Origin of the sequence: Streptacidiphilus cavernicola, from assembly GCF_042510955.1 — a bacterium.
In the GTDB taxonomy this organism is placed as follows: domain Bacteria; phylum Actinomycetota; class Actinomycetes; order Streptomycetales; family Streptomycetaceae; genus Streptacidiphilus; species Streptacidiphilus cavernicola.
In genome coordinates this window covers 16,221-38,755 of record NZ_JBHFAB010000008.1, presented here as the reverse complement: position 1 = coordinate 38,755, position 22,535 = coordinate 16,221, and the positions used below count along the sequence as shown (strand labels likewise).

Genomic DNA, 22,535 nt, shown 5'->3' with positions numbered 1-22,535 from the left:
ACGGGGGGACGGGCGCCGGGTCGGGTGAGCTGGCAGGATCTCGGGCATGACGTGGATCGAGGTTGCCGAGCGGGTGTTCCAGCGGCGCTACCAGCCGTGCGATGTGACGGTCACCGCGGTCGTCGGGGCGGACGGGCTGGCGGTCGCGGACACCCGCTGCAGTCTCGCCGAGGCGCGGGAACTGCGGGAGCACCTGCGGGAGTTGTCGGACGCGCCGGTGCGCTGGGTGGTGAACACCCATGTCCACTTCGACCATGTCTGGGGCAACGCCGAGTTCGTCGCGCCGAGGCAGCTGCCCCCGGCCGAGCTGTGGGCGCACCGGGCCGCGGTCGCGGCGATGCGGGACGCGGCGGACGACCCGGAGACGGCGGAGTTCAAGACGCACCTGGCCGGTCGGAGCGAGGAGTGGGCAGCGAAGATCGCCGAGCTGGTGGAGGCGGTGCCGGACCATGAGGTCGACCGGGAGCACGTCCTTGACCTGGGCGGCGGCCGGGTACTCGAACTGCGGCACCTGGGCCGCGGCCACACCGGCGGCGACCTGGTGCTGCGGGTGCCGGACGCGGGCGCGGTGCTGGTCGGCGACCTGGTCGAGCAGTCGGGGCCGCCGGCCTTCGGCCCCGACTCGTTCCCGCTGGACTGGGCCCCGACCCTGGACGCGGTGCTCGCTTTCGGCGGTCCCGACGCGGTGTTCGTGCCCGGCCACGGGGACGCGGTCGGGGCGTCGTTCGTGCGGGAGCAGGCGGCGCGGATCCGGTCGGTGGCCGAGCAGGTCACCGCGTTGCACGCCGGGGGCGTGCCGGAGTCGGAGGCGCTGGCCGCGGGGGGCGGCTGGGCCTTCGACTCCGGCCTGTTGGAGCACGCGGTCGGACGGGCGTACGCGCAGTTGCGCGGGGAGCTGCGGTGAAGCGGTGATGCGGTGAAGCGGTGAAGCGGTGATGCGGTAGCCGACGCGGCCGGTCAGCCGACCGTGTAGGCGTTGTAGACGGTCTGGGTCGAGGTGTCGCCCGCGGTGTCGGCGACCACGGTGCGGAGCGCCACGGTCCCCGCGGTGGCGGGCTCGGGGACGTTCGCCACCCAGCTCCCGCCGCTGCGGCGCAGGCTGACGGCGTGCCAGGTCTTGCCGCCGTCGTGGGAGGCGTAGACCTTGACCGACTTCACCGTCTCCTTGGCGTAGCGCTCGCCGCTGCCGCTCCAGGGCTGGTCGGCGCGGCTGAGGGTGACCGTGACCGGGGTGGTGCTGCGCAGGGCCGCGGAGTTGCGGCGGTTCAGCCCGGTCGGCGAGAGCCTGGCCAGGTAGCCGGGGAGGACCTCGGAGTGCGCCGGGTCGGCGTGGAAGTGCCAGTCCAGCGTCACGCTGGTGGACAGGGGCGCCTTCTGGACGCGGGTGGAGGCCACCTTGAGGACGTACCAGCCGGCCGAGGTGATGTGCTGGGAGAAGGTGCCGCCGGAACTGCTGCTGACGCTCTTGGTCTTGAGGACCTTCCCGGCCTTGCTGAGGGTGATCGTGTTGTGGGTGTCGGCGCTGGCGTCGGTCCCCGCGCTGGCGTCGGCGATGGTCGCGTAGGGGGTGTAGGTGACGGCCCGGCCGGTGAGGTTCGGCAGCCCGGCGGTGGGGCCCCAGACCGCGCGGCTGAAGGTCTGGCCGTAGCTGCCGTGGGCGGCGAAGTTGCGGACGGCGTCCGCCATGGTGCCGCTCTGACCCTGGGAGTTGTAGCCCTGGAGGGTCCACCGGCCGGGGGAGACGTAGGCGGTGGCGTTGAAGGGGCCCTGGTCCATGTAGGAGTGCCCGTAGAGCATGCTCTGGCAGTCCCAGGTCTTGGGTGAGGGATTCAGCATGACGGCGTCGACCGGGCTCCTGGTCTCGCCGCTGCGCAGCGAGAGGGCCACCTTGGCCATGGACGACCGGTGGAAGACGGCGCTGGGGGTGGTCGGCAGCCCGGTGGTCTGCTTGGTGACGGAGTAGATCGAGCCGTTGCTGTTGCCGTCGAACATGTCCGAGGTCCAGCTCTCCAGCCAGGAGAAGTGGAAGTAGCTGGACTTCGGGTTGGGGATCTCGTAGATCTTGCCGGGCACGTTGTAGACGCCGACCATCGAGCCGCCGTCGTCGGCGGGGCAGGCGACGGCGGTCTCGAAGGCGTCGTAGTTCTTGGCGTTCTTGCCGGAGGTCGCGTCGACGGAGGCGGTGACCTGCTTGCCCTTGCGGGCGTCCAGGGTGAGCGTGGTGGCGCCGGAGACCGAGACCCGTACCGCCGCGATGGTGTCGCTCATCCGGTACGGCGAGTTGTCGGGGGTCTCGATGTCGGTGAGGACGGCCCACAGGCCCTTGCCTAGCGCGGTCTTCTTGCCGCTCTTGGCCTGGATGCTCTGGTAGGTCTTGGTGTTGAGCAGGGTCAGCGCGGAGCTGATCTTCGCGCCGTTGCGGCCGATCGTGGTCACGGTCAGGTAGTTGCCCGCGGCCTGGGCCGGGACGGTGGACAGCGTGCACAGCACCGGTACCAGTGCCGTGGTCACAGCCAGCGCGAGCGGTATGCGTCGCATCAGGATTCCCCCCTGTGTGTGTACTGAGAGGCGGACCCTATCGGACCGTCGGAGGGGGAGTCAGCGCAGGGCCGGGTCAGGGCAGGAGGACGATTTTGCCCAGGCCGTGGCCCTGCTCGCTGAGCCGGTGCGCGGACGCGGCGTCGGCGAGCGGCAGGGCTGCCCGGACCGGGAGGGCCAGGGTTTCGGCCCGGTGCAGGGCCAGCGCGCCGGCGAGGCCCTCCACTGTGCGGTCCTCCCCCGGGCCGCCGCCGCTGAAGCGGACCCCGAGCGGGCCCGCCTCGGCGGGGTCGACCAGGCTGACCACCCGTTCCGGGCCGCCGGCCAGGGCGACCGACTCGGCCAGCACGCCGCTTCCGGCCGCGTCCAGGACGGCGTCCACGCCTTGCGGGGCGGCGGCCCTGATCCGGTCGAACTGGCCCTCCCCGTAGCGGACCGGGATCGCGCCGAGTGCGCGCAGGTGGTCGTGGTTGGCCTCGCTCGCGGTGCCGACCACGGTGACCCCCGCGGCGACCGCGAGTTGGACCGTGAGGCTGCCGACCGACCCGGCGGCGGCGTGCACCAGCAGGGTCTCCCCCGGTACGAGGCCGAGCGCGCCCAGCGCGCGGGTGGCCGACTCGGCGGCGACCGGGAGTGCGGCGGCGGCCTCCCAACCCAGGTCGGCGGGCTTCGCGGCCAGCTTCGCGGCGTCGGCGAGGGCGTACTCGGCGTAGCCGCCGGCGACCGGGCCGAGCACCTCGTCGCCGGGCTTCCAGGCGGTGACGTCCGCGCCGACGGCGGCGACCACGCCGCTCGCCTCCAGGCCGGGGACGTGCGGGAAGGCCACCGGGAACACCGCTTCCATGAAGCCGCGGCGGACCTTCCAGTCCAGCGGGTTGACGCCGACGGCGCGGACCCGGAGCAGCACCTGCCCCGGTCCCGGCTCCGGGACCGGGGATTCGGTGAGCCGCAGGACGTCGGCGTCGCCGTAGCCGGAGAAGGCGACGGACTTGGCGTGGCTGGGGACGGACATGTGGGGCCTCTTCCGGGTCGTTGCTGGGGCGTCGCTGTGGGTCAGTGCTGGTGGAAGCAGTCGCTTGCCACCACGACCGTTCCACGGGACGTCCCGCGGTACGAGCGGAGAGTTCTCCCTAGGATCGGAAATCCCAGGCTCCCCCGCGGCGTTCGACCTGCCATGGACGTGATGGACCGGACCGAGCTGGCGGACTTCCTGCGGCGCTCCCGCGAGCGGCTGCGCCCGGCCGACGTGGGCCTGCCCGAGGGGCCGCGGCGGCGGACGCCGGGGCTGCGCCGCGAGGAGGTGGCGCAGGTCTCCGGCATGTCCGCGGACTACTACATGCGGCTGGAGCAGGCGCGCAGCCCGCAGCCCTCGGTGCAGATGCTGTCCGCGCTGGTCCGGGCGCTGCGGTTGACCGACGACGAGCGGGACCACCTCTACCTGCTGGCCGGGCGCCGTCCGCCGGCCGGGGGCGCGGCCGGCGGGGAGATCAGGCCCGCGCTGCGGGTGCTGCTGGACCAGGTGCGGGACACCCCGTTGCAGATCGTCAGCGACCTGGGCGACCTGCTGGCGCAGAACGCCGCGGCCGAGGCGCTGTTCGGCTGCGCCTGCACGCTGGAGGGCGAGGACCGCAACCTGGCCTGGTCCTGGTTCACCCGCCCGTCCGCGCGGGCGGCCTACCCGGCCGAGGACTGGGAGGCGTACGGGCGCTGCTATGTCGCGGACCTGCGGGCGGCGGTGGCCAGGCGCGGCGGCGCCGACCCCGAGGCCACCGGGCTGGTGGAGCGGCTGCGGAAGCACAGCGGGGAGTTCGACCGGATGTGGGCGCTGCACGAGGTCGGGGTCCGGCGCAGCGCGACGGTGCGGGTGGTGCACCCGGAGCTGGGGCTGATGGACGTGGTCGCGGAGACCCTGCTGACACCGGCCGAGGACCAGCGGCTGCAGATGTTCACCGCACTGCCGGGGGCGGACGGCTCGGCGGCGGCGCTGGCGCGGCTGCGGGAGATCGGCGAGGAGCACGTCGGGCTGCGCCTGCTGTGAGGCGGGGAGCGCTGTGAGGCTGGGCGCGCTGTGACGTTGCCGCGCTCCAGTTGTGACGGGTAGTCAGGCCGGGGTCGCGGCGGGGAGGGAGCGGTGCGGGCGGCCGAGGGCGGGCAGGGCGGTGACGGCGACCGGGCCGAGCTGGAAGAACAGCGGACCACCGAGTAGCGGGGTCGCCCCGGGGGGACAATGGGCGGTGTGTACAGGGAGCGGCCTTCGCGCGCGGTGCCTGGAGCGGTGCTGTGGTCCTGGCAGTCGGCGGCGGACGCCGAGGCCGGGACCGGCCGAGTGCTCCCCGACGGGTGCATGGACCTGGTCTGGACCGGCGGACAGCTGCTGGTGGCCGGGCCGGACACGGCGGCGCAGGTGGTCCAGCGGAAGCCGGGCGAGTGCTCGGTCGGGCTGCGGTTCGCGCCGGGAACGGCGGCGGGGCTGCTCGGCGTCGCGGCCTGGGAGCTGCGGGACCGCAGGGTGCCGTTGGAGGAGCTGTGGTCGGGGCGGGCGGGCGTCGTCGCCAGGGACGGGGTCGCCGCCGCGGTGCCGGCGGGCGCGGACGGGGAGTCGGCGGCAGGGTCCGCGGCGGCGATGGCGGCTGCGCTGGAGGCGTTGGTGCGGGCACGGGCGTCCGGGTACGGGTGGGAGCGTGATCCGGTCGGCGGCGGGGTTCTGGACGGGCTGCGGCGGGGGCTCGGGGTGGCCGGGATCTCGGCCGAACTCTCCTTGAGCGAGCGTCAGCTGCTGCGCCGGTGCCGGGATCTGTTCGGCTACGGGCCGAGCACGCTGGGCCGGGTGCTGCGGTTGGAGCGGGCGCTGGCGGCTGCGCGCGGCGGGGAGGCCTTCGCGGCGGTGGCGGTCGGAGCGGGGTACGCCGACCAGGCGCACCTGGCGCGCGAGGTGCGGGCGCTGGCCGGCGTCCCGCTCACCGAGCTGCTGGCGGACGGGTAGGCCGGTGGGTCGGCGGCTCGGCCGCCGGCTCAGCCCGGCAGGGGGGCGAAGAGGTCGACGGGGTTGCCGTCCGGGTCGTGGACGACGGCGTAGCGCTGGCCCCAGAAGGCGTCCCAGGGTTCCTTGTGGCCGGGGTGTCCGGCCGCGGTGAGTTCCGCGTACAGCTTGTCGACCTCGGCCGGGTCGTCGCAGAGGAAGGCGAGGGCGGTGCGGTGGCCGCCCTGCGGGGGCGTCCAGCCGGGGTCGATGCCGAGCACGGTGTCGACGGTGTCCCAGGCCAGCCGGAGGCCGCCGGGCAGGGTGGTCTCCACGTGCGGCTCATGGTCGGCGTCGGTCGGGAGGTCGAGGCCGAGGCGGCGGTAGAAGGCGAGCGAGGCGGCCATGTCGGAGGTGACCAGGCCGAGCAGGTCGATGCGAGGAGTCATGGCAGCCACGCTAGGCGCCGGCCCGCGGTCGGTCTTGAACGAATCGGACGTGTTGGTCCGTGCGGCCTCGGCGCGGGCGGCCGGTGGCGGGGTGGGGCGGGGGAACGGATGCTGGAGGGAGCGGTGACCGACGGTAGCGGAGGAGCGGCGCGATGGCGGCAGGCGAGGGCAGGCGCTGGGGGCGGCGCGAGTCCCGGAAGCAGCAGGCCCCGGCGGGCGGGGAGGAGGTGCTGGAGGGGGTCGTGGTCGGCGCCGACGACGGGCAGGCGGTCGCCGACGACGGCACCGGGGAGCAGAGCGGGGCCCAGCGCGGGACCGGCGGCGCCGACAGCGGGGCCGGGGCCGCCGGGGCCGGTGCCGCGTCGTTGCGGGTCGATGTCTTCACCGGGCCGGAGTCGGCTTTCTTCGCCACGTCCTCGCTGGTGTACGGGCCGACCGAGGCGCTGCTCGTGGACACCCAGCTGACCCTCGCGGCCGGGCGGGAGCTGGCCGAGTGGGTGGCCGGCAAGGCCCGTCGGCTCGTCGGGGTAGTGATCACTCACCCCCATCCGGACCACTACTTCGGCACCGAGGAGATCCTCCGGCTGTTCCCGGGGACGCCGGTGTACGCGGTGCCCGAGGTGATCCGGGGGATCATCGACACCGGCCTGGCCAAGGTCGCCCGCTGGCAGCCGGTCTTCGGCGACGACCTGACCTCGTCCCCGGTGGTGCCGGGCCCGCTGCCGGGCCACCGGCTCCGGCTGGACGGGGCGGAGCTGGACGTGCTGGCGCTGGGGCAGGGCGACTGCGCCGCCTGCAGCGTGGTGCACGTGCCGGGGGCGGACACCGTGGTCGCCGGGGACCTGGTCTACAACGGCACCCACCTGTGGACCGCGGAGACCACCCCGGCGGAGCGGGCCGACTGGGAGGCGAACCTGGAGCTGGTGCGCGGCCTGGGCGCGTCCCGGGTGGTGGCCGGGCACCGGGCGCCGGGGCACGGGGACGGTGCGGACCGGGTGCTCGGCTTCACCGCCCGCTACCTGCGGGCCTTCGACGAGCTGCTGCGGCGGCACCCGGACGACGCCGCGGCGCTGGTCGCGGCGATGAACGAGACCTACGGGGAGCTGACCCTGCCGGTGCTGCTGGAGCTGAGCGCGGAGGCCGCGACCCGGCAGGAGCGGGACTGACCCCGGGGCGGCATCGACGCGGGTGCGGGGCCGACCGCTGGCGTTGACGTCGGCGTCAAGGTCTACCGTCGTGGGTGTCGGCACGGCGGAAGGGGCGGGAACATGCGGATCGGGGAGCTGGCGGAGCGGGCCGGGACGACCACCCGGACGCTGCGGTACTACGAGTCCCGCGGGCTGCTCCCGGCCCGCCGCGCGGTGAACGGCTACCGCGCGTACGACGAGGAGGACCTGCGGCTGCTGCGGCAGATCAGGCTGCTCCAGGACGTCGGCTTCGAGCTGGAGGAGACCCGCCCGTTCGTCGACTGCCTGCGGGCCGGGCACCCGTCGGGCGACTCCTGCCCGGCCTCGCTGGAGGTGTACCGGCGCAAGCTGGCCGAGATCGACGCCTGCCTGGAGCGGTTGCAGGCGGCGAGGGAACAGGTACGGGGGCAGTTGCTGCGGGCGCAGCTGGAGGCCGGGGCGGAAAATCCGGGCGAACCCCTGTGCGAATTGAATTCCGCGATCGTAGAGGGAAAAGGGGAGTTGCCGAATGGTGCAGATCGAGGGCGTTTCGCAGGTGACCGATGACACGTTCGCGGCCGAAGTCCTGGGCTCGGACATCCCGGTCCTGGTCGACTTCACCGCGGACTGGTGCCCGCCCTGCCGGATGATCGCCCCGGTGCTGTCGCAGCTGGCGGAGGAGCAGCGGGGGCGGCTCAAGGTGGTGTCGCTGGACGTGGACGGAAATCCGGCGACGCAGGCCGCGTACGGGGTGCTGTCGATGCCGACGCTGATCGTGTTCCGGGGTGGGGAGCCGGTGAAGTCGATGGTGGGGGCGCGTCCGAAGCGCAGGCTGCTGCAGGAGCTCGACGGGGTGTTCGAGGTCTGACGGCGTATCCGGGGGCGCGGGTGCGGTGCGGACGGTAGCGCGTTTGAGTCGCGCGCGCCCCATTCTTCTCACTATTTATGGGATGAGCTGTTTGCCCATGCCAGGCTGCGGTTGGCAGGAGGTCTGCCCGCCGCCGCCGCACGAATCGTCGCTGTCGGACTGCGCTGATACGACGGGAGAAGAAACCGAAAGGTGTCGATCGGAAGCGCTCTCAATCGAAACGGCCTGCCGCGTATTCGGCAGCCGAAGCAGCCCAAGCAACCCAAGAAGACGGGTAAGCCGACAGAACCGGTCACCCCGCCCGCCGCCGACAGCCCACCCGCCGAGACGCCGCCGGTCGAGCTGACCGTCGTCCCCCGGCTGGAACCCGAACCGGAAGCCGAATCGTTAGCCCCGTCGGAACCCGAACCGGAGCAGCCCGCTCCGGTGCCGGAACCCGGCGGCTCCGGGCCGTCCTCGCGTCCGGCCTTCGCGCCGATGATCACCGACGCCCCCGGGCTCAACTGGGCCGGGCCCGGCGACGCCTGGAGCCGGGCCTGGGGAGCGCATCCGCAGCAGGCCCCGGTGCTCCCGGCCGGGAACGGGTTCACCACGCTGGCCGGGCCGCGGCCGGCCGCGCTGCCGCCGATGCCGGACCGGCCGCCCGCACCCGTCCCGCCGCCGCTGCTGAACCCGGCCGCCGCGGTCGCGGTGCTGCCGCTCGCCGCGCGGACCGCGGCCAGCGGTCCGACCGCCGAGGACATCGCCCTGGTCCGGCACAGCCTCGGGGTGCTGGAACCGGTCGCCGACCGGGCCACCGCGCACTTCTACGCCGTGCTGTTCCTGCGCAACCCCGAGCTGCGGGCGCTGTTCCCCGCCTCCATGGACGTGCAGCGGGACCGGCTGTTCCGGGCCCTGCTCGCGGCCGGACAGGCCGCGGGGAGCCCGGCCGAGCTGACCGCCTACCTGGACCGGCTGGCCCGCGGCCACCGCAAGTACGGGGTGCTCGACGAGCACTACGGGCCGGTCGGGGAGGCGCTGCTGGCCGCGCTGGAACGTTACTGCGGACGCTTCTGGGACCAGTCGACCGAGATCGCCTGGCGCCGGGTCTACCGGGCGATCTCCGAGGTGATGATCGGCTCCGCCGCGGCCGACGCCCGGGAGAACCCGGCCTGGTGGCAGGCCGAGGTGGTCGCGGTGGACCACCGCCCCGGCGACGTCGCGGTGGTCGCGCTGCGCACCGACCGGCCGTACCGGTACCGGGCCGGGCAGTACACCACGCTGGAGGTGCCGATGTGGCCGCGGGTCTGGCGGCCCTACTCGCTCGCCTCCGCCGCGCGCCCGGACGGACTGCTGACCCTGCAGGTCAAGGCGGTGCCCGCGGGCTGGGTCAGCAACGCGCTGGTGCAGCGGACCCAGCCGGGGGACGTGCTCCGGCTCGGTCCGCCGGGCGGGACCATGGTGGTCGACCACGACGACGACACCCCGCTGCTGCTGCTCGGCGGCGGCACCGGGATCGCGCCGATGCTGGCCGTGATCGAGGAGGTCGCCGAGCACGGCCGGGCCCGTACGGTCGAGGTCTTCTACGGGGCCCGGCGGGCATCCGACCTCTACGCCCGGGAGCGGCTGGCCGAGTTGGCCCGGCTGCACCCCTGGCTCGCGGTGCGCAGCGTGGTCGCCGAGGGGGCGCCGGTGGACGGCGGCCCGACCGGGCCGCTGCCGGCCGTGGTCGGCCGGCGCGGGCCGTGGGAGGAGTACGCGGCGTATGTCAGCGGGCCGCCGGCCATGGTCCGGCGGACGGCGGCGGTGCTGCTGGACGCGGGGGTTCCGCGCGAGCGGATCCACCACGACCTGGAGGGGGTCTAGACCCGGGCCCGGACCGGCCCGGACCCCCGGGCCCGGACCGGGCGGCCTGGACCGGGCGGCCTAGACCGGGCCCAGGTCGTCGGCGAGCAGCGCGGTGACGCCCTCGATGTTCGCCGCCAGATAGGCCCGCAGCGTCGCCGGGACCACGTTCACCGAGGTCACGCCCTCGCGGGTGAACGGCAGCCGGACGATGTCGTACGTGCCGTTGGGCTCGTCCACCTCGGGGCCGTGGCGCAGCGCGGGGTCCATGGAGTCCAGGCGGCAGACGAAGAAGTGCTGCACCTTGACCCCGTCCGGGTGGGCCGGGGTCCCGTCGTCGTGGTGGGTGTAGCGGACGGTGTCGACGAAGGCGGGCACGACGTCCGAGGCCTTGCCGCCCAACTCCTCGGACAGCTCCCGGTGCAGGGCGTCGACCACGGTCGGGTCGCTGTCCTCGACGCAGCCGCCGGGGGTGATCCAGTACGGCGGGCGGCCCGGCTTGGTGCGCTTGATCACGACGAGTTCGGGGCCGTGCGGCCCGCGGTCCAGGAGGATGGCTCGGGCGGTGCGCTTGACCACCGGACGTGACATGGGCTGCCTCCGTGCCGTGCACGTGCTGGACGTTCGTTCCCAGCAGTGTGCCGCGCGGGGCGGGTGGTGAAACCCCGGGTCAGTTCTCGTCGCGGAAGACCAGGTGCAGCGCCCAGGCCACGATGCTGATGATCAGCGAGCCGAGCAGCGCCGGGACGAAGCCGTCGACGTGGAAGTCCAGGCTCAGCTTCCCCGAGGCCCAGGAGGTCAGCCACAGCATCAGGGCGTTGATCACAAAGGTGATCAGGCCCAGGGTGAGGATGAACAGCGGCAGCGAGAACAGCTTGACGATCGGCTTGATGACGAAGTTCAGCACCCCGAACAGCAGCGCCACCAGGATCACCGTCAGCGTCTGGTGCTGCCAGTTCGCCGAGGTGAGGGAGATGCCGGAGACAAGGGCCGTGGCGACCCAGATGGCCGCCGCGTTGATCAGGGTCTTGACTGCGAAGCGCAACATGCAGTGATCGTCGCAGGAGTACGGGTGGGAAGGAAGCCCTGATCCGTGCGCGTTGGGTGCTGGTTGAATGCCAGGGGGCCGCGCACGTCAGCCGGCCTGCCGACCGACAGGGAGTGGGAGACCGATGAAGGTGTTCCGGATGGACGACCTGGACGCCCAGCGCGCCGCCAACGAAGGCGCCTACCTGCGCTTCCTCAACGAGCGGAACATGTCCGCCGGGCTCTACGCCCTGGACCGGGGCGAGGCCGACCCGCAGCAGCCGCACCAGCAGGACGAGGTCTACCTGGTCGTCAGCGGGCGGGCCTACCTGACGGTCGGTGACGAGACCACCACCGTCGGCCGGGGCAGCGTGGCCTACGTCCCGGCCGGGACGGCGCACCGGTTCCACCACATCACCGACGACCTGCGCGTGCTGGTCGTCTTCTCGCCTCCGGAGAGCTGATACCCCCGTGACCGACTTCTCCTTCTCCGAACAGCTCTGGGACTCCGCCGAGCCGACCTACCGGGCGATCCTGGAGCACCCCTTCCTGCGCGGCCTCACCGACGGCACCCTCCCCCGGGAGGCGTTCCGCCACTTCGTGGTCCAGGACGGGCACTACCTGCGCGACTACGCCAGGGCGCTGGCGGTCTGCGCCGCCAAGGCCCCCACCGAGCAGGACGTCCGGGCCTTCGCCGACGACGCGGCCGGGGCGCTGACGGCCGAGCAGGAGATGCACGCCGAGTTCCTGGCCGCGCTGGCCGCGGAGGGCGCCGGGGCCGACGACGGGGTGCGGCCGACCACCCGGGCGTACAGCAGCTACCTGCTCGCCACCGTCTACGGCGGCTCCTTCGCCGAGGGCCTGGCGGCGGTGCTGCCCTGCTACTGGATCTACGCCAGGGTCGGCTCCGAACTGCTGCGCGCCTCGTCCCCGGACCCGCTGTACGCGCGCTGGATCTCCAGCTACGCGGACGAGGGGTTCCAGTCCGTGGTGCGCCGGGTGCTGGAGCTGGCCGACCGGGTCGGCGCAGAGCTTTCCCCGGCCGAACGGGCCCGCGCGGTAAGGCACTTCGAGGCCACCGCGCGGTACGAGTGGATGTTCTGGGACGCGGCCTGGCGCGGCGAGCGGTGGCCGGTCTGACCTCCTGCCGGAGGAGGGGACCCCGGGGCCGCTGGTGAGGGACTTATCCGGGTCATCTCAGGGGTCTTCGGGCTCCGGCGGGACCCCTCCCGGCCGTACGATCGAGGCAGAGCAACCGATTGCGGGCCCGAGGCCCCGAGGCCCCGGGACACCCCGTGGGGGAGGACGGACATCATGAGCGAGATCTGGAAGACGCTGCCCGGCTGGGTGCGCAACATCGTGGTGCCGGTGGTCGTGGTGATCATCGCGCTGTGGCTGATCTTCGCGGTGCTGGGCGCGGTGTTCGCGGTCCTGGGGTTCCTGTTCGGCTGGGCCTTCCGGCTGCTGCTGCTGGTCGCGCTGGGGGCGGCGGTCGTGATCCTGGTGAAGAAGGCCTCCCGCTGAGGGGTTGAGGCCGACCCGTCGGCCACCGAGGGCCCCGCCGGATCTTCCGGCGGGGCCCTCGACGCGTCCGGGCTTCGGACGGGCTCGGGTGACCCGCCGTCAGCGGCGGTGGCGGCGGTGGCCGCCGGCCGGGACGGCGGCGGCCGGGGAGCCGCCGGTGCGCGGCCGGGGCACCGGCCTGCGGCCGTCGCGGGAGGCGACCAGCGCGGCCAGCGCGGTGGTCAGCGGGACCGAGGCGATCAGGCCGATGCTGCCGACCAGCGTCCGGACCACCTCCTCGGCGACGATCTCGCTGGTGGCGACGGTCCACACGCCTCGGTTGGCGATGGTGAACAGCAGCATCAGCGGCAGCGCCGCCCCCGCGTACGCCATCACCAGGGTGTTCACGGTGGAGGCGATGTGGTCCCGGCCGATCCGCATCCCGGTCCGGTAGAGCGCGCGGGCGCCCATGGACGGGTCGGCGGCGCGCAGCTCCCAGACCGAGGAGGCCTGGGTGACCGTCACGTCGTTGAGCACCCCGAGCGAGCCGATGATCACCCCGGCCAGCAGCAGTCCCGGCAGTTTGATCCCGGTGAACAGCGAGTGCACCAGCGAGGTCTCGTCCGAGGTGTTGCCGGTCAGGTGGGTCAGCCCGATGAAGGCCTGGCCGAGGGCGCCGATCAGCGCCAGCGAGGCCAGCGTCCCGATCACCGCCACCGAGGTGCGGGCGGACAGCCCGTGGCAGAGGTAGAGCGCCAGGAACATGATGGCGCCGCCGCCGACCACCGCCACCCGCAGCGGGTCCTCGCCCTTGAGGATGGCCGGCAGCACGAACAACGACAGCACCCCGAAGCTGATCGCCAGCGCGACCAGCGCGGCCAGCCCGCGCAGCCGTCCGACCAGGACCACGGCCAGGGCGAAGATCCCGGCCAGGACCGCCAGCGGGAAGGAGCGGTCGGCGTCGTTGACCGAGTACCGCAGCGCGGCCGGGGCGGTCGGCGAGTAGGCCATGACCACCTTCTCGCCGACGGTGTAGACCGCGGTCTGGTCCGGGGTCATCGTCTGCTGGACCGAGCTGCCGGAGTCCTTGCCGCTGGTCAGCCTGACCGTGATCAGGGTGCAGGCGTCCGCGTCGGCCGCGCCGGGCGCGGCGCCCGCGTCGCAGGGCGCGGCCTTGGTCCCGGTGACCGTGCCGGTCACCGTCGGCTGGTCGAAGCCCAGGCCGGTGGACGCGTGCGCGGGCAGCTTCCCCGGCCACATCAGCGCCATCCCGGCCAGCACCGCGACCGCGAACGGGACCAGGACGACGGCGATGAGCACCCGCAGCCGCCGGGACGCCGGGGTGGCCGGCCCGTGGTCGTGGCTGTGGCCGCTGTGGCCGTGCTCGTGCGGGTGGTCAGCCACGGATCGGGTCCTTCCGGTTCGCCTGCGGTGCTGCACGGTACCCGACGACTCTGTACGCCGGGTGGGGGCCCTCTGGCCAAGCCGGGCCCGCGCTCGCTACGGTGGGCGGCATCTCGATTGCAGACGCGGGAGCTCGGAGCACCGGGCTGAGAGGGCGCTGACCGCCGTTCACGGATCCACCATCCGTACGGCAGCCGCTTGCGCCGACCGCACGAACCTGACCGGGTAATGCCGGCGTAGGGAGAAGTAGGTCTGATGACCACGCGTGACGCACAGCAGCAGCCTGTCCCCGACAGCGGCGGTTCCAGCACGAACAGCGGTTACCCCACGCCTGCCTGGCGCAAGGAGTACCGTGCCGGATCCCGCCCCGACCTGCGCGTGCCCTACCGGGAGGTGCGGCTGACCGACGGCCGGACCGTCCCGCTGTACGACACCTCCGGCCCGTACACCGACCCCGGCCACACCGCCGACGTCCGGCGCGGGCTTCCGCCGCTGCGGGACGGCTGGACCGACCGGCGCGGCGACACCGAGGAGTACCAGGGCCGGATCCCGGTCTTCCCCGGCCGCCCGCGCCGCCCCCGGCGCGGGCGCGACGGGGCGGCGGTGACCCAGCTCGGCTACGCCCGGCGCGGCGTCGTCACCGACGAGATGGAGTTCGCGGCGCTGCGGGAGGGGATGGACCCGGCCCTGGTCCGGGACGAGATCGCGGCGGGCCGGGCGGTGCTGCCGGCGAACGTGAACCACCCCGAGTCGGAGCCGATGCTGATCGGCGGCCGGTTCCTGGTGAAGATCAACGCCAATATCGGCAACTCCGCGGTCACCTCCTCGATCGAGGAGGAGGTGGAGAAGATGACCTGGGCCACCCGCTGGGGCGCGGACACCGTGATGGACCTCTCCACCGGCCGCGACATCCACACCACCCGGGAGTGGATCCTGCGCAACTCCCCCGTGCCGATCGGCACCGTCCCGCTCTACCAGGCGCTGGAGAAGGTGGACGGCCGGGCCGAGGAACTGAGTTGGGAGGTCTACCGGGACACCGTGGTCGAGCAGTGCGAGCAGGGCGTCGACTACATGACCGTGCACGCCGGGGTGCTGCTGCGGTACGTGCCGCTGACGGCCCGTCGGAAGACCGGGATCGTCTCCCGCGGCGGCTCGATCATGGCGGCCTGGTGCCTGGCGCACCATCAGGAGAACTTCCTCCACACGCACTTCGAGGAACTCTGCGAGATCCTGCGTGCGTACGACGTCACCTACTCGCTGGGGGACGGGCTGCGCCCCGGCTGCATCGCCGACGCCAACGACGAGGCGCAGTTCGCCGAGCTGCGCACGCTGGGCGAGCTGGGCCGGATCGCCAGGGCGCACGACGTGCAGGTGATGATCGAGGGCCCCGGGCACGTCCCGATGCACCGGATCAAGGAGAACATGGACCTGCAGAAGGAGATCTGCGACGACGCCCCCTTCTACACGCTGGGCCCGCTGACCACGGACGTCGCCCCCGGCTACGACCACATCACCTCCGGCATCGGCGCGGCGATGATCGCCTGGTGGGGAACGGCGATGCTCTGCTACGTCACCCCCAAGGAGCACCTGGGGCTGCCGGACCGGGACGACGTGAAGACCGGGGTGATCACCTACAAGATCGCCGCCCACGCCGCCGACCTGGCCAAGGGCCACCCGGGCGCCCAGGCCTGGGACGACGCGCTCTCCGACGCCCGGTTCGAGTTCCGCTGGGAGGACCAGTTCAACCTGGCCCTGGACCCGGAGACGGCCCGCAGCTTCCACGACGAGACGCTGCCGGCCGAGCCCGCCAAGACCGCGCACTTCTGCTCGATGTGCGGGCCCAAGTTCTGCTCGATGAAGATCTCGCACGGTATCCGCGAGGAGTACGGGGCCGAGCTGGACATCGACCAGGGGATGCGCGCCAAGTCGGAGGAGTTCGCCGCCGCCGGGAACCGGGTCTACCTCCCGGTGGTCGGATCCGACTGAGCGGTCCTGCGGCTTGACGGTTCGGCACCCGGGGCGCGAGGGGACTCCGGGTGCCGGGCCGTCAGCCGAGGTGGGGGCTGTAGAGGGCGGAGAGGAAGCGGGTCACGATCGCCTCGCGGACGGTCGGGGGGAGGGCGTCCAGCAGGCGGTTGACCGGGGCCATCCGCGGTTCGGCCGCGGACAGGTCGATTCCGGCCGCGGGCAGCAGCGCGGCGAAGCCGGCGTTGTCCAGGGCGGTCAGGTCGACCTCCCGCAGCAGCTCGACCAGGTCGTCCGGGGCCTGCGGCGGGCCCAAGGGGCGTACCGCGTCCGCACATTCGGCCAGCACCGCGAGCAGCTCGGCCACCCCGTCCACGCTGACGCCGGTCAGGGTCAGGTGCAGGTTGGCCGGCAGGCCGTCCAGGCTGAGCTGGGGCTGCAGGAAGAAGCCGCGGGCCCGGCTCTCGTCGGCCAGTTCGAACAGGTCAAGGCCGGTGTCGGTGCCGACGGCGACCAGGGTCGCCTCCGGGGCGCCCAGCACGGTGAGGCCGTCGATCGCGCCGATCCCCTCGACCAGCAGGGTGGTCGCCGCCAGCGCGGCCCGGCCCAGCTCGCGGTAGCCCTCCTCGCCCAGGGCCTGCAGGGTGGCCCAGGCCCCGGCCAGCGGCCCCGCCCCTTTGCTGCTCTGGACGGTGGAGTTGACCACGGTGTAGCCGGGCCACGCCGCGCACGCGTAGTAGGCGCGCAGCCGCATCGCCTCGTCCCGGAACAGCAGCACCGAGGCGCCCTTGGGCGTGTACCCGAACTTGTGCAGGTCGCAGGAGAGCGAGGTGACGCCGGGGACGGAGAGGTCGAACGCCGGGACCGGCGCGCCCGCCTCGGCCAGCCAGGGCAGCAGCCAGCCGCCGACGCAGGCGTCCACATGGCAGGGGATGCCGCGGGCGGCGGCGTCCGCGGCTATCGCCGCGACCGGGTCGACCACGCCGTGCGCGTAGGACGGCGCGGAGGCGACCACCAGCACGGTGCGGTCGGTGCAGGCGGCGGCGATCAGCGCCGGGTCGGCGCGGAAGGTCTTCGGGTCGACCGGGGTGCTCACCACGGTGACCCCGAGGTACGCGCCGGCCTTGTGGAAGGCGGCGTGCGCGGTGACCGGGACCACGATCTCCGGCGCGGCGACGTCCGGTCGGGCGTCCCTCGCGGCCTTCACCGCCAGGATGATCGACTCGGTGCCGCCGCTGGTGAAGATGCCCGGGGTGGCGTCGTCCCCGCCCAGCCGGGCGGCGGTGGCGCCGACCACCCGGCGCTCCAGCGCGACGATGCTCGGAAACGCGGTCGGGTCCAGCCCGTTGACCTCCATCATCGCCAGGTACGCCTGCTCGGCGGCGGCCCGCACCTCCGGGCGCCCGCTGTCGTAGACGTAGGCGGCGGTCCGACCGCCGCGGGTCGGCAGGTCGGCCGCGGTCAGCGCGGCCAGTTCGGCGAGCAGGTCGGCGGTGGGGCGGCCGACGGCCGGGAGCCCGGGGTGAGCGGTCATCGTTGTCTCTCCGTGGGGACGAGGCCGAGGTCGTGCAGGACGAGCCCGCGCAGATGCGCGCGGAAGCGGGCGACCGAGGCCGGGTCGCCGGGACCGCGCCGGACCGCGGCGGCGTCGAGGATGCCGGAGCGGCAAAAGCCGTGGGTGCTCCACAGCACCGTCCACACCGTCATCTCGACGTCGGCGGCGCTCCGGTCCGGGAGCGCGGCCAGGACGGCGTCGCGGACCGACTCGATCAGCGGGCTCGCGTAGGCCGCCTCCAGGTCGGCGACCTCGGCGGCGTCGGCGAGCCAGCGGCGCATCCACAGCGCGGGGACGTGCGGCTGCGCCAGGCAGAAGTCCAGGTAGCGGTCGACCAGTGCGGCCGCCGCGGCCGGGGCGTCGGTGCGCGCGGCGGACCGGAAGTCGGCCAGGGCCGGACCGAGCGCGTCCTGCTCGGCCTGGTGCGCGCGGCGCATCACCTCCTGGTAGAGGTCCGGTTTGCCGCCGACGTGGTAGGCGACGGTGGCCATGTTCAGCCCGGCCGCGGCGGCGATGCCGCGGGTGGTCGTGCCGTCGTAGCCGTGCTCGGCGAAGAGCGTGGTCGCCGCCGCGACGATGCGTTCGCGACTGGCGTCGGGGCCTTCGGGGAGGGGCATGGAAGGGAACGTACTCGGTCGAGACGGTTCAATCAATCGATTGATGGAGAGCGAGTCGGGAATGGCCCGCCGGGCGGTACCCGGCGGGCCACGTTGTCCACAGGAGTTATCCCCAGGGCGTCCCCTGTTAGTTGTCCACAGGGGTTGTCCACAGGGAGGTCACGGCGTCAGCAGCGGCGCCGGCCCAGCCGGGCGATGCCCTGCCGGAGCTCCGACATGTCCTGGCGGATCGCCGAGACGTCGCCCTTCAGCTCACGGACGTCCTCGCTGACCCGGCCGAGCTGGTCGCTCATCGCGCCGACGACCCGCCCGTGGGCGTCCAGCCTGCGGTCCACGGACTGCGCCCAGTCCGCCCATCGTCCCAGGTCAGACTGGGTGTACTGCTCCGGGATCCGGGCCTCGGGGTGGGCCTGGAGGTACTCGTGCTCGTCCCAGTGCGGGCCCGGCCCGAGCCGGCGACCGGGCGGCGGCCCGACCGGCCCGACCGGCCCGCGGGGCTCCTGGAGGGTGTCCAGGAGGTAGCTGCGGACGCGGCGGGCGACGGTGCTGTCGCGCAGCAGCATCGCCACGTTGAGGACCGCGCGACGCGGGTAGACCGCGATGCCCTGGCCCCTGACCTGCGTAAGCTTCATGTTGAAGCTTACGAAAGTCGCTGCTTCCGGACCGGTGAGGATGGTGAAGCCATTGCTCTCCAATTCCTCCCGGTGGCGGCGGATGAGCGAGTTGAGAGCCCGCTCGGTGACCTCGAAGTAGTCGGCGACCATCCTCGTGGTGACGTGCAGCCCGTCCGGCAGCATGAGCAGGGCCTTGACCCGGTCCAGGGCCTCGGTGCGGGTGTTGACGCTGTCGCGCAGCGCGCGCGATTCCAGCAGGGCGACTTCGGGTGGCATGACTGTGCCTCCCCCTTCGCGTGGGGTGAATGGGATGAATGCCCCCAGCCCGGAGCACAGGGCCGTCCCACCCGGACGGTCAAGGGCACGAGTCGCCATTCAGGAAGGGTCCACCGAGCCGGACCGAACCGGCTAACTCTTGTGGTACCCACCTGCTGAGTCGTCCTGACCTCCATGCTCGTGCGCACCCTGGCAACGATCCGATCGTCCTACGGTTACGCCTTCCGAAGGATTTCCCGGAAGCACGCACGGACAGCGAAGGTCTTGTCGGGCGATCGGCGCCGGATTCGCGGACGCCTACTCTTAGGGCATGAAGATGGGAATTGTGGGTGCCACGGGCCAGGTCGGTGGCGTTGTACGCCGGATCCTCGAGGAGCGGGACTTCCCGGTGACGGAGCTGCGGCTGTTCGCCTCGGCCCGCTCGGCCGGCAAGGAGCTGCCCTGGAAGGACGGCACGGTCACGGTCGAGGACGCGGACACCGCCGACTACACCGGCCTGGACATCGTGATCTTCTCCGCCGGGAAGACGGCCTCGCTGGCGCTCGCGCCCAAGGTCGCCGCCGCCGGCGCGGTGGTGATCGACAACTCCTCCGGCTGGCGCTCGCACCCGCAGGTGCCGCTGGTGGTCTCCGAGGTCAACCCGCACGCCGTCGCGGACCGCCCGCTCGGGATCATCGCCAACCCCAACTGCACCACCATGGCCGCGATGCCGGTGCTCCGCCCGCTGCACGACGAGGCCGGTCTCACCGCCCTGGTCGTCGCCACCTACCAGGCGGTCTCCGGCAGCGGCCTGAACGGCGTGGCCGAGCTGCAGGGCCAGATCGACGCGGTCGGCGCCAAGGCCAGCGCGCTGACCCACGACGGCGCGGCGCTCGACTTCCCGGAGCCCCAGCAGTACGTCCGCCCGATCGCCTTCAATGTGCTGCCGATGGCCGGGTCGATCGTGGACGACGGCCTGGGCGAGACCGACGAGGAGCAGAAGCTCCGCAACGAGAGCCGGAAGATCCTGGAGATCCCCGACCTCAAGGTGTCCGGCACCTGCGTCCGGGTGCCGGTGTTCAGCGGGCACTCGCTGCAGGTCAACGCCCGCTTCGCGCGGCCGGTGAGCCCGGACCGGGCCCGTGAACTGCTCGCCGCCGCGCCCGGCGTGGAGCTGTCGGAGATCCCCACCCCGCTGCAGGCGGCCGGACAGGACCCCTCCTACGTCGGCCGGATCCGTGCCGACGAGACGGTGGAGCACGGGCTGTCGCTGTTCGTCTCCAACGACAACCTGCGCAAGGGCGCGGCGCTCAACGCGGTGCAGATCGCGGAGCTGGTCGCGGCCGAGCTGACCGCCGGGGCCTGAACCGGGATCTGACCCGAGGGCCTCACCCGGGGACCGGGCGGCAGAGGAGGGCCGGCGGCAACTACCGCCGGCCCTCCTCGACGTCCAGGTCGAGGTCCGCGTCGTCCTCGTTGGGGAGGAAGCGCGAGCGCGCCCCCGGATCGGGCCGGTGCACCTCGAAGGAGGGGCTGGTGAAGCCGGGGCTGGTGAAGTGCGGTTCGTCGTCCTGCTCCGGCTCGACCTCCTGGCCGAGGCCGTCGGTGATCCCCTCCGGACCCGGGCTGGTGAAGCCGGGGCTGCTGAAGTGGGCCTCGCCGTCCTCGTCCGGCTCCTGGCCGAGGCCGTCGGTGATCCCCTCCCGGCCGGGGCTGGTGAAGCCGGGGCTGCTGAACCCCAGCCGGGGCCGGGCCCGGACCAGGCTGACCCCGGGCGGCCGGGGCCCCGGCGGTCGCGGCACCGTCCCCAACTGGGCCAGCAGGAACGGCAGCAGGCCGCGGTCGCGGAGCGCGCTGTGCCAGGTCTCCCTGGCCTTGGCCAGCTCCGCGTACAGCTCGGGGTTGCGGCCGTCCGGCGGGGTGTGGCCGTCCCGGTTGGCGGTCAGCAACAGCCCGATGATGTCGCCGCAGACCGACGCGGCGCAGACCACCATGGCCACCAGCCCCGCCGAGACCAGCGGTTGGCCGAGGCTCTGGCCGTCGGCCCGCAGCGCCCAGCCGAACAGCAGCAGCACGATTCCGCTGAGCCCGGACAGGATCGGCAGCAGCACCGCGATCAGCGGCACCCAGCCGGCCCGCTCGGCGGCGGCGAAGGGGCTCTCCGGCGCCTGCCACTGGGTCGGCTCGTCGCCGCCGATCCGCTCCCAGTCCGGGACGACCGCGGTCTGCCGTGCCTGGTCCCGCAGTTGGACGAAGTACCCGTACTCGGCCGCGGCCGTGGCCGAGACCTCGGCGAAGGCGACCATCGCCCTGGTGTGCAGCTGCTCGATGTTGGGGCCGGTCGGTGCGCGGCGCAGGGCCACGCGGACCTGTTCGTTGTGGAGCAGTTCCTCAAGGATCCGCGCGTAGTCGAGCCTGTCCTCGGACTGCAGGAACGGAGCACTGTCCATCTTCCACCTATCCCCCGAACGCCCCGTCAGCTACCGAGGGCTCTGGACGGGTACAACCCCGATGGTAGAGGTCCGTTCGCGCAGGGTGACAGTCTGTTTCCGGAATTTCCGTGGTGGGTGGGGCGCGGGTTGCCTCCGGCACATGCCTGGGGCGGTGCCCCGGGGTCGGAAGTGACGCTGCGTCAGTACGGGTTCGCGGCAGGCGGTTCCAGCGGCAGCCGGGCGATCAGCAGCCGCCCCTCGCCCTCCATGGTGACGCCGCCGTCCATGGCCACGGCCAGGTCGTCGGCGTAGACGTGCGGCCCGGTGACCCGCTGGGTGGGGTGGCCGTCCTCGGCGGGGGTGTCGCCGAGCAGGTAGGGGATCGGGCTGTGGCCGTGCACCACCCGGTAGCCGCCGAAGGCGTCCAGCAGCTCCCTGACCGAGGCCGGGCCGCCGTCGCCGCGGAAGGCGAAGCGCTTGGTCAGCCGCCGGAAGCAGTCCCACCACTCGTCGCCGTCGCCGCGGTTCAGCACCTCGTGGACGGCGTCGTTGACGGCGTCCACCGAGTCGCCGTACTCCAGGTAGGCGGTGGTGTCCGAGTGCACCAGCAGGTGGCCGTCCTCGATCGCCATCGCGGGGAGCCGGCTGAGCCAGGCCACATGGTGGTCCTCCAGCCGTTCCATGTCGGTCGGCTGGCCGCCGTTGAGCCGCCAGGCGGCGAGGAACGAGGCGGTGCCGGCGCTGGACTGGACCGCCTCGTCGCCGTAGCGGTCGGCGCCGAGCAGCAGCAGTTCGTGGTTGCCCATCAGCGCGCGGCAGTAGCCGCCGGACGCGGCGGCCTCGGCGGCGAGCTGCATCACCAGGTCGATGACGCCGATGCCGTCCGGGCCGCGGTCGGTGAAGTCGCCCAGGAACCAGAGCCGGGAGCGGCCGGCCGACCAGTGGCCCTCGGCGTCGATCAGGCCCTCGGCGTGCAGGCCGTCCAGCAGCTCCTGGAGGTAGCCGTGGATGTCGCCGACGACGTAGAGCGGGCCGCCGGGGTCGTCGCCGTCGTACTCCGCCGCGATCGGCTGGACCAGGGTCGGCGGGTGGCCGTAGCCGTCGTCGGGGGAGCCGGGCGGCGGGCCGAGCTCCATCGTCGGCGGGTCGTGCGGCACCGCGGCCCGGACCGGCGCGGGGCCGCGCTGCGGTGGGGTGAAGAAGCCGCCGTACACCGTGGACCCGTCGCCGTGGTCCGCCCCGTGGGGCGTCCCGGGCGCGTGAGGGCTTGGGTCCGGCAGGTCAGGCCGGGCGTACAAGGGTCCACCTGTCATTTGGCCATCATAGGAAGCTGCTCTTCGCGGCGTACGCACCTGGGGCG

At 73.3% G+C, this 22,535-nt stretch carries 23 protein-coding genes; 12 read left to right on the top strand and 11 right to left on the bottom strand.

The window, feature by feature from the left end; all coding sequences use genetic code 11:
- The first annotated feature begins 46 nt into the window (after nt 1-46).
- Nucleotides 47-904, top strand: coding sequence for an MBL fold metallo-hydrolase (locus ACEZDE_RS12935; protein WP_380535777.1), 858 nt, complete (start codon nt 47-49; stop codon nt 902-904).
- Nucleotides 905-957: 53 nt separating this feature from the next.
- Here the strand turns inward: ACEZDE_RS12935 and ACEZDE_RS12930 are convergent, their stop codons facing one another.
- Both ACEZDE_RS12930 and ACEZDE_RS12925 read right to left on the bottom strand, forming a co-directional pair.
- Entirely contained in the window at nt 958-2,538 is a 1,581-nt protein-coding gene (locus ACEZDE_RS12930) for a hypothetical protein (protein ID WP_380535775.1), read from the bottom strand.
- A 76-nt stretch (nt 2,539-2,614) separates the two neighbouring features.
- Entirely contained in the window at nt 2,615-3,550 is a 936-nt protein-coding gene (locus ACEZDE_RS12925; protein WP_380535773.1) for an NADP-dependent oxidoreductase, read from the bottom strand.
- A gap of 171 nt (nt 3,551-3,721) precedes the next feature.
- On the opposite strand from ACEZDE_RS12925, the gene ACEZDE_RS12920 reads away from it, so the two are divergent.
- Together ACEZDE_RS12920 and ACEZDE_RS12915 are read left to right on the top strand one after the other, a co-directional pair.
- A complete protein-coding gene (locus tag ACEZDE_RS12920; protein ID WP_380535771.1) occupies nt 3,722-4,576 on the top strand; it encodes a helix-turn-helix transcriptional regulator in 855 nt (284 codons plus the stop codon).
- A 189-nt stretch (nt 4,577-4,765) separates the two neighbouring features.
- Nucleotides 4,766-5,521: a helix-turn-helix domain-containing protein gene (locus ACEZDE_RS12915; RefSeq protein WP_380535769.1), complete on the top strand. Its 756-nt coding sequence runs from the start codon at nt 4,766-4,768 to the stop codon at nt 5,519-5,521.
- Between the two features lie 29 nt (nt 5,522-5,550).
- Here the strand turns inward: ACEZDE_RS12915 and ACEZDE_RS12910 are convergent, their stop codons facing one another.
- The gene (locus tag ACEZDE_RS12910; protein WP_380535767.1) at nt 5,551-5,946 is read right to left on the bottom strand and encodes a VOC family protein; all 396 of its coding nucleotides are present in this window, start codon (nt 5,944-5,946) and stop codon (nt 5,551-5,553) included.
- Nucleotides 5,947-6,098: 152 nt separating this feature from the next.
- Between ACEZDE_RS12910 and ACEZDE_RS12905 the strand changes: the two genes are divergently transcribed.
- From ACEZDE_RS12905 to ACEZDE_RS12890, 4 genes are all read left to right on the top strand, one after another.
- On the top strand, nt 6,099-7,112 hold the full coding sequence (locus ACEZDE_RS12905; protein ID WP_380535765.1) for an MBL fold metallo-hydrolase: 1,014 nt from the start codon (nt 6,099-6,101) through the stop codon (nt 7,110-7,112).
- A 102-nt stretch (nt 7,113-7,214) separates the two neighbouring features.
- Nucleotides 7,215-7,679 (top strand): MerR family transcriptional regulator, encoded by a 465-nt coding sequence (locus tag ACEZDE_RS12900; protein ID WP_380535763.1) that lies wholly within the window; start codon nt 7,215-7,217, stop codon nt 7,677-7,679.
- Nucleotides 7,642-7,980, top strand: coding sequence for a thioredoxin (trxA, locus tag ACEZDE_RS12895; protein WP_380535761.1), 339 nt, complete (start codon nt 7,642-7,644; stop codon nt 7,978-7,980). The genes ACEZDE_RS12900 and trxA overlap by 38 nt, the downstream gene beginning before the upstream one ends.
- A 426-nt stretch (nt 7,981-8,406) precedes the next feature.
- Nucleotides 8,407-9,825: a globin domain-containing protein gene (locus ACEZDE_RS12890; RefSeq protein ID WP_380535759.1), complete on the top strand. Its 1,419-nt coding sequence runs from the start codon at nt 8,407-8,409 to the stop codon at nt 9,823-9,825.
- A 60-nt stretch (nt 9,826-9,885) separates the two neighbouring features.
- Here the strand turns inward: ACEZDE_RS12890 and ACEZDE_RS12885 are convergent, their stop codons facing one another.
- Nucleotides 9,886-10,395, bottom strand: a complete 510-nt coding sequence (locus tag ACEZDE_RS12885; protein ID WP_380535757.1) for an NUDIX domain-containing protein — start codon at nt 10,393-10,395, stop codon at nt 9,886-9,888.
- Nucleotides 10,396-10,474: 79 nt separating this feature from the next.
- Entirely contained in the window at nt 10,475-10,852 is a 378-nt protein-coding gene (locus ACEZDE_RS12880) for a phage holin family protein (RefSeq protein ID WP_380535754.1), read from the bottom strand.
- Nucleotides 10,853-10,976: 124 nt separating this feature from the next.
- On the opposite strand from ACEZDE_RS12880, the gene ACEZDE_RS12875 reads away from it, so the two are divergent.
- From ACEZDE_RS12875 to ACEZDE_RS12865, 3 genes are all read left to right on the top strand, one after another.
- Nucleotides 10,977-11,294 carry a cupin domain-containing protein gene (locus tag ACEZDE_RS12875; protein WP_380535753.1) on the top strand — a complete coding sequence of 106 codons (318 nt, stop codon included), beginning with the start codon at nt 10,977-10,979 and terminating at the stop codon, nt 11,292-11,294.
- Nucleotides 11,295-11,301: 7 nt separating this feature from the next.
- Complete coding sequence (gene tenA, locus ACEZDE_RS12870; protein WP_380535751.1) at nt 11,302-11,970, top strand: thiaminase II; 669 nt, start codon at nt 11,302-11,304, stop codon at nt 11,968-11,970.
- A gap of 174 nt (nt 11,971-12,144) precedes the next feature.
- On the top strand, nt 12,145-12,354 hold the full coding sequence (locus ACEZDE_RS12865; protein WP_380535749.1) for a hypothetical protein: 210 nt from the start codon (nt 12,145-12,147) through the stop codon (nt 12,352-12,354).
- Nucleotides 12,355-12,453: 99 nt separating this feature from the next.
- Here ACEZDE_RS12865 and ACEZDE_RS12860 read toward each other — a convergent pair whose 3' ends face one another.
- Entirely contained in the window at nt 12,454-13,737 is a 1,284-nt protein-coding gene (locus tag ACEZDE_RS12860; protein ID WP_380535747.1) for a YibE/F family protein, read from the bottom strand.
- A gap of 255 nt (nt 13,738-13,992) precedes the next feature.
- Between ACEZDE_RS12860 and thiC the strand changes: the two genes are divergently transcribed.
- Nucleotides 13,993-15,723 carry a phosphomethylpyrimidine synthase ThiC gene (gene thiC / locus ACEZDE_RS12855; RefSeq protein ID WP_380535745.1) on the top strand — a complete coding sequence of 577 codons (1,731 nt, stop codon included), beginning with the start codon at nt 13,993-13,995 and terminating at the stop codon, nt 15,721-15,723.
- A gap of 61 nt (nt 15,724-15,784) precedes the next feature.
- Here thiC and ACEZDE_RS12850 read toward each other — a convergent pair whose 3' ends face one another.
- The 3 genes from ACEZDE_RS12850 to ACEZDE_RS12840 all read right to left on the bottom strand — a co-directional run bounded on the left by ACEZDE_RS12850 (nt 15,785) and on the right by ACEZDE_RS12840 (nt 18,764).
- Nucleotides 15,785-17,236: a pyridoxal phosphate-dependent decarboxylase family protein gene (locus tag ACEZDE_RS12850; RefSeq protein ID WP_380535744.1), complete on the bottom strand. Its 1,452-nt coding sequence runs from the start codon at nt 17,234-17,236 to the stop codon at nt 15,785-15,787.
- Nucleotides 17,233-17,874, bottom strand: coding sequence for a TetR/AcrR family transcriptional regulator (locus tag ACEZDE_RS12845; protein WP_380535742.1), 642 nt, complete (start codon nt 17,872-17,874; stop codon nt 17,233-17,235). The genes ACEZDE_RS12850 and ACEZDE_RS12845 overlap by 4 nt, the downstream gene beginning before the upstream one ends.
- A 167-nt stretch (nt 17,875-18,041) precedes the next feature.
- A complete protein-coding gene (locus ACEZDE_RS12840; RefSeq protein ID WP_380535741.1) occupies nt 18,042-18,764 on the bottom strand; it encodes a hypothetical protein in 723 nt (240 codons plus the stop codon).
- A 310-nt stretch (nt 18,765-19,074) separates the two neighbouring features.
- On the opposite strand from ACEZDE_RS12840, the gene ACEZDE_RS12835 reads away from it, so the two are divergent.
- Nucleotides 19,075-20,109, top strand: coding sequence for an aspartate-semialdehyde dehydrogenase (locus tag ACEZDE_RS12835; protein ID WP_380535740.1), 1,035 nt, complete (start codon nt 19,075-19,077; stop codon nt 20,107-20,109).
- 61 nt (nt 20,110-20,170) lie between these two features.
- On the opposite strand, the gene ACEZDE_RS12830 is transcribed toward ACEZDE_RS12835, so the two are convergent.
- Both ACEZDE_RS12830 and ACEZDE_RS12825 read right to left on the bottom strand, forming a co-directional pair.
- Nucleotides 20,171-21,193, bottom strand: a complete 1,023-nt coding sequence (locus tag ACEZDE_RS12830) for a hypothetical protein (protein ID WP_380535739.1) — start codon at nt 21,191-21,193, stop codon at nt 20,171-20,173.
- Nucleotides 21,194-21,375: 182 nt separating this feature from the next.
- The gene (locus ACEZDE_RS12825; RefSeq protein WP_380535737.1) at nt 21,376-22,488 is read right to left on the bottom strand and encodes a metallophosphoesterase; all 1,113 of its coding nucleotides are present in this window, start codon (nt 22,486-22,488) and stop codon (nt 21,376-21,378) included.
- Nucleotides 22,489-22,535: the final 47 nt, after the last annotated feature.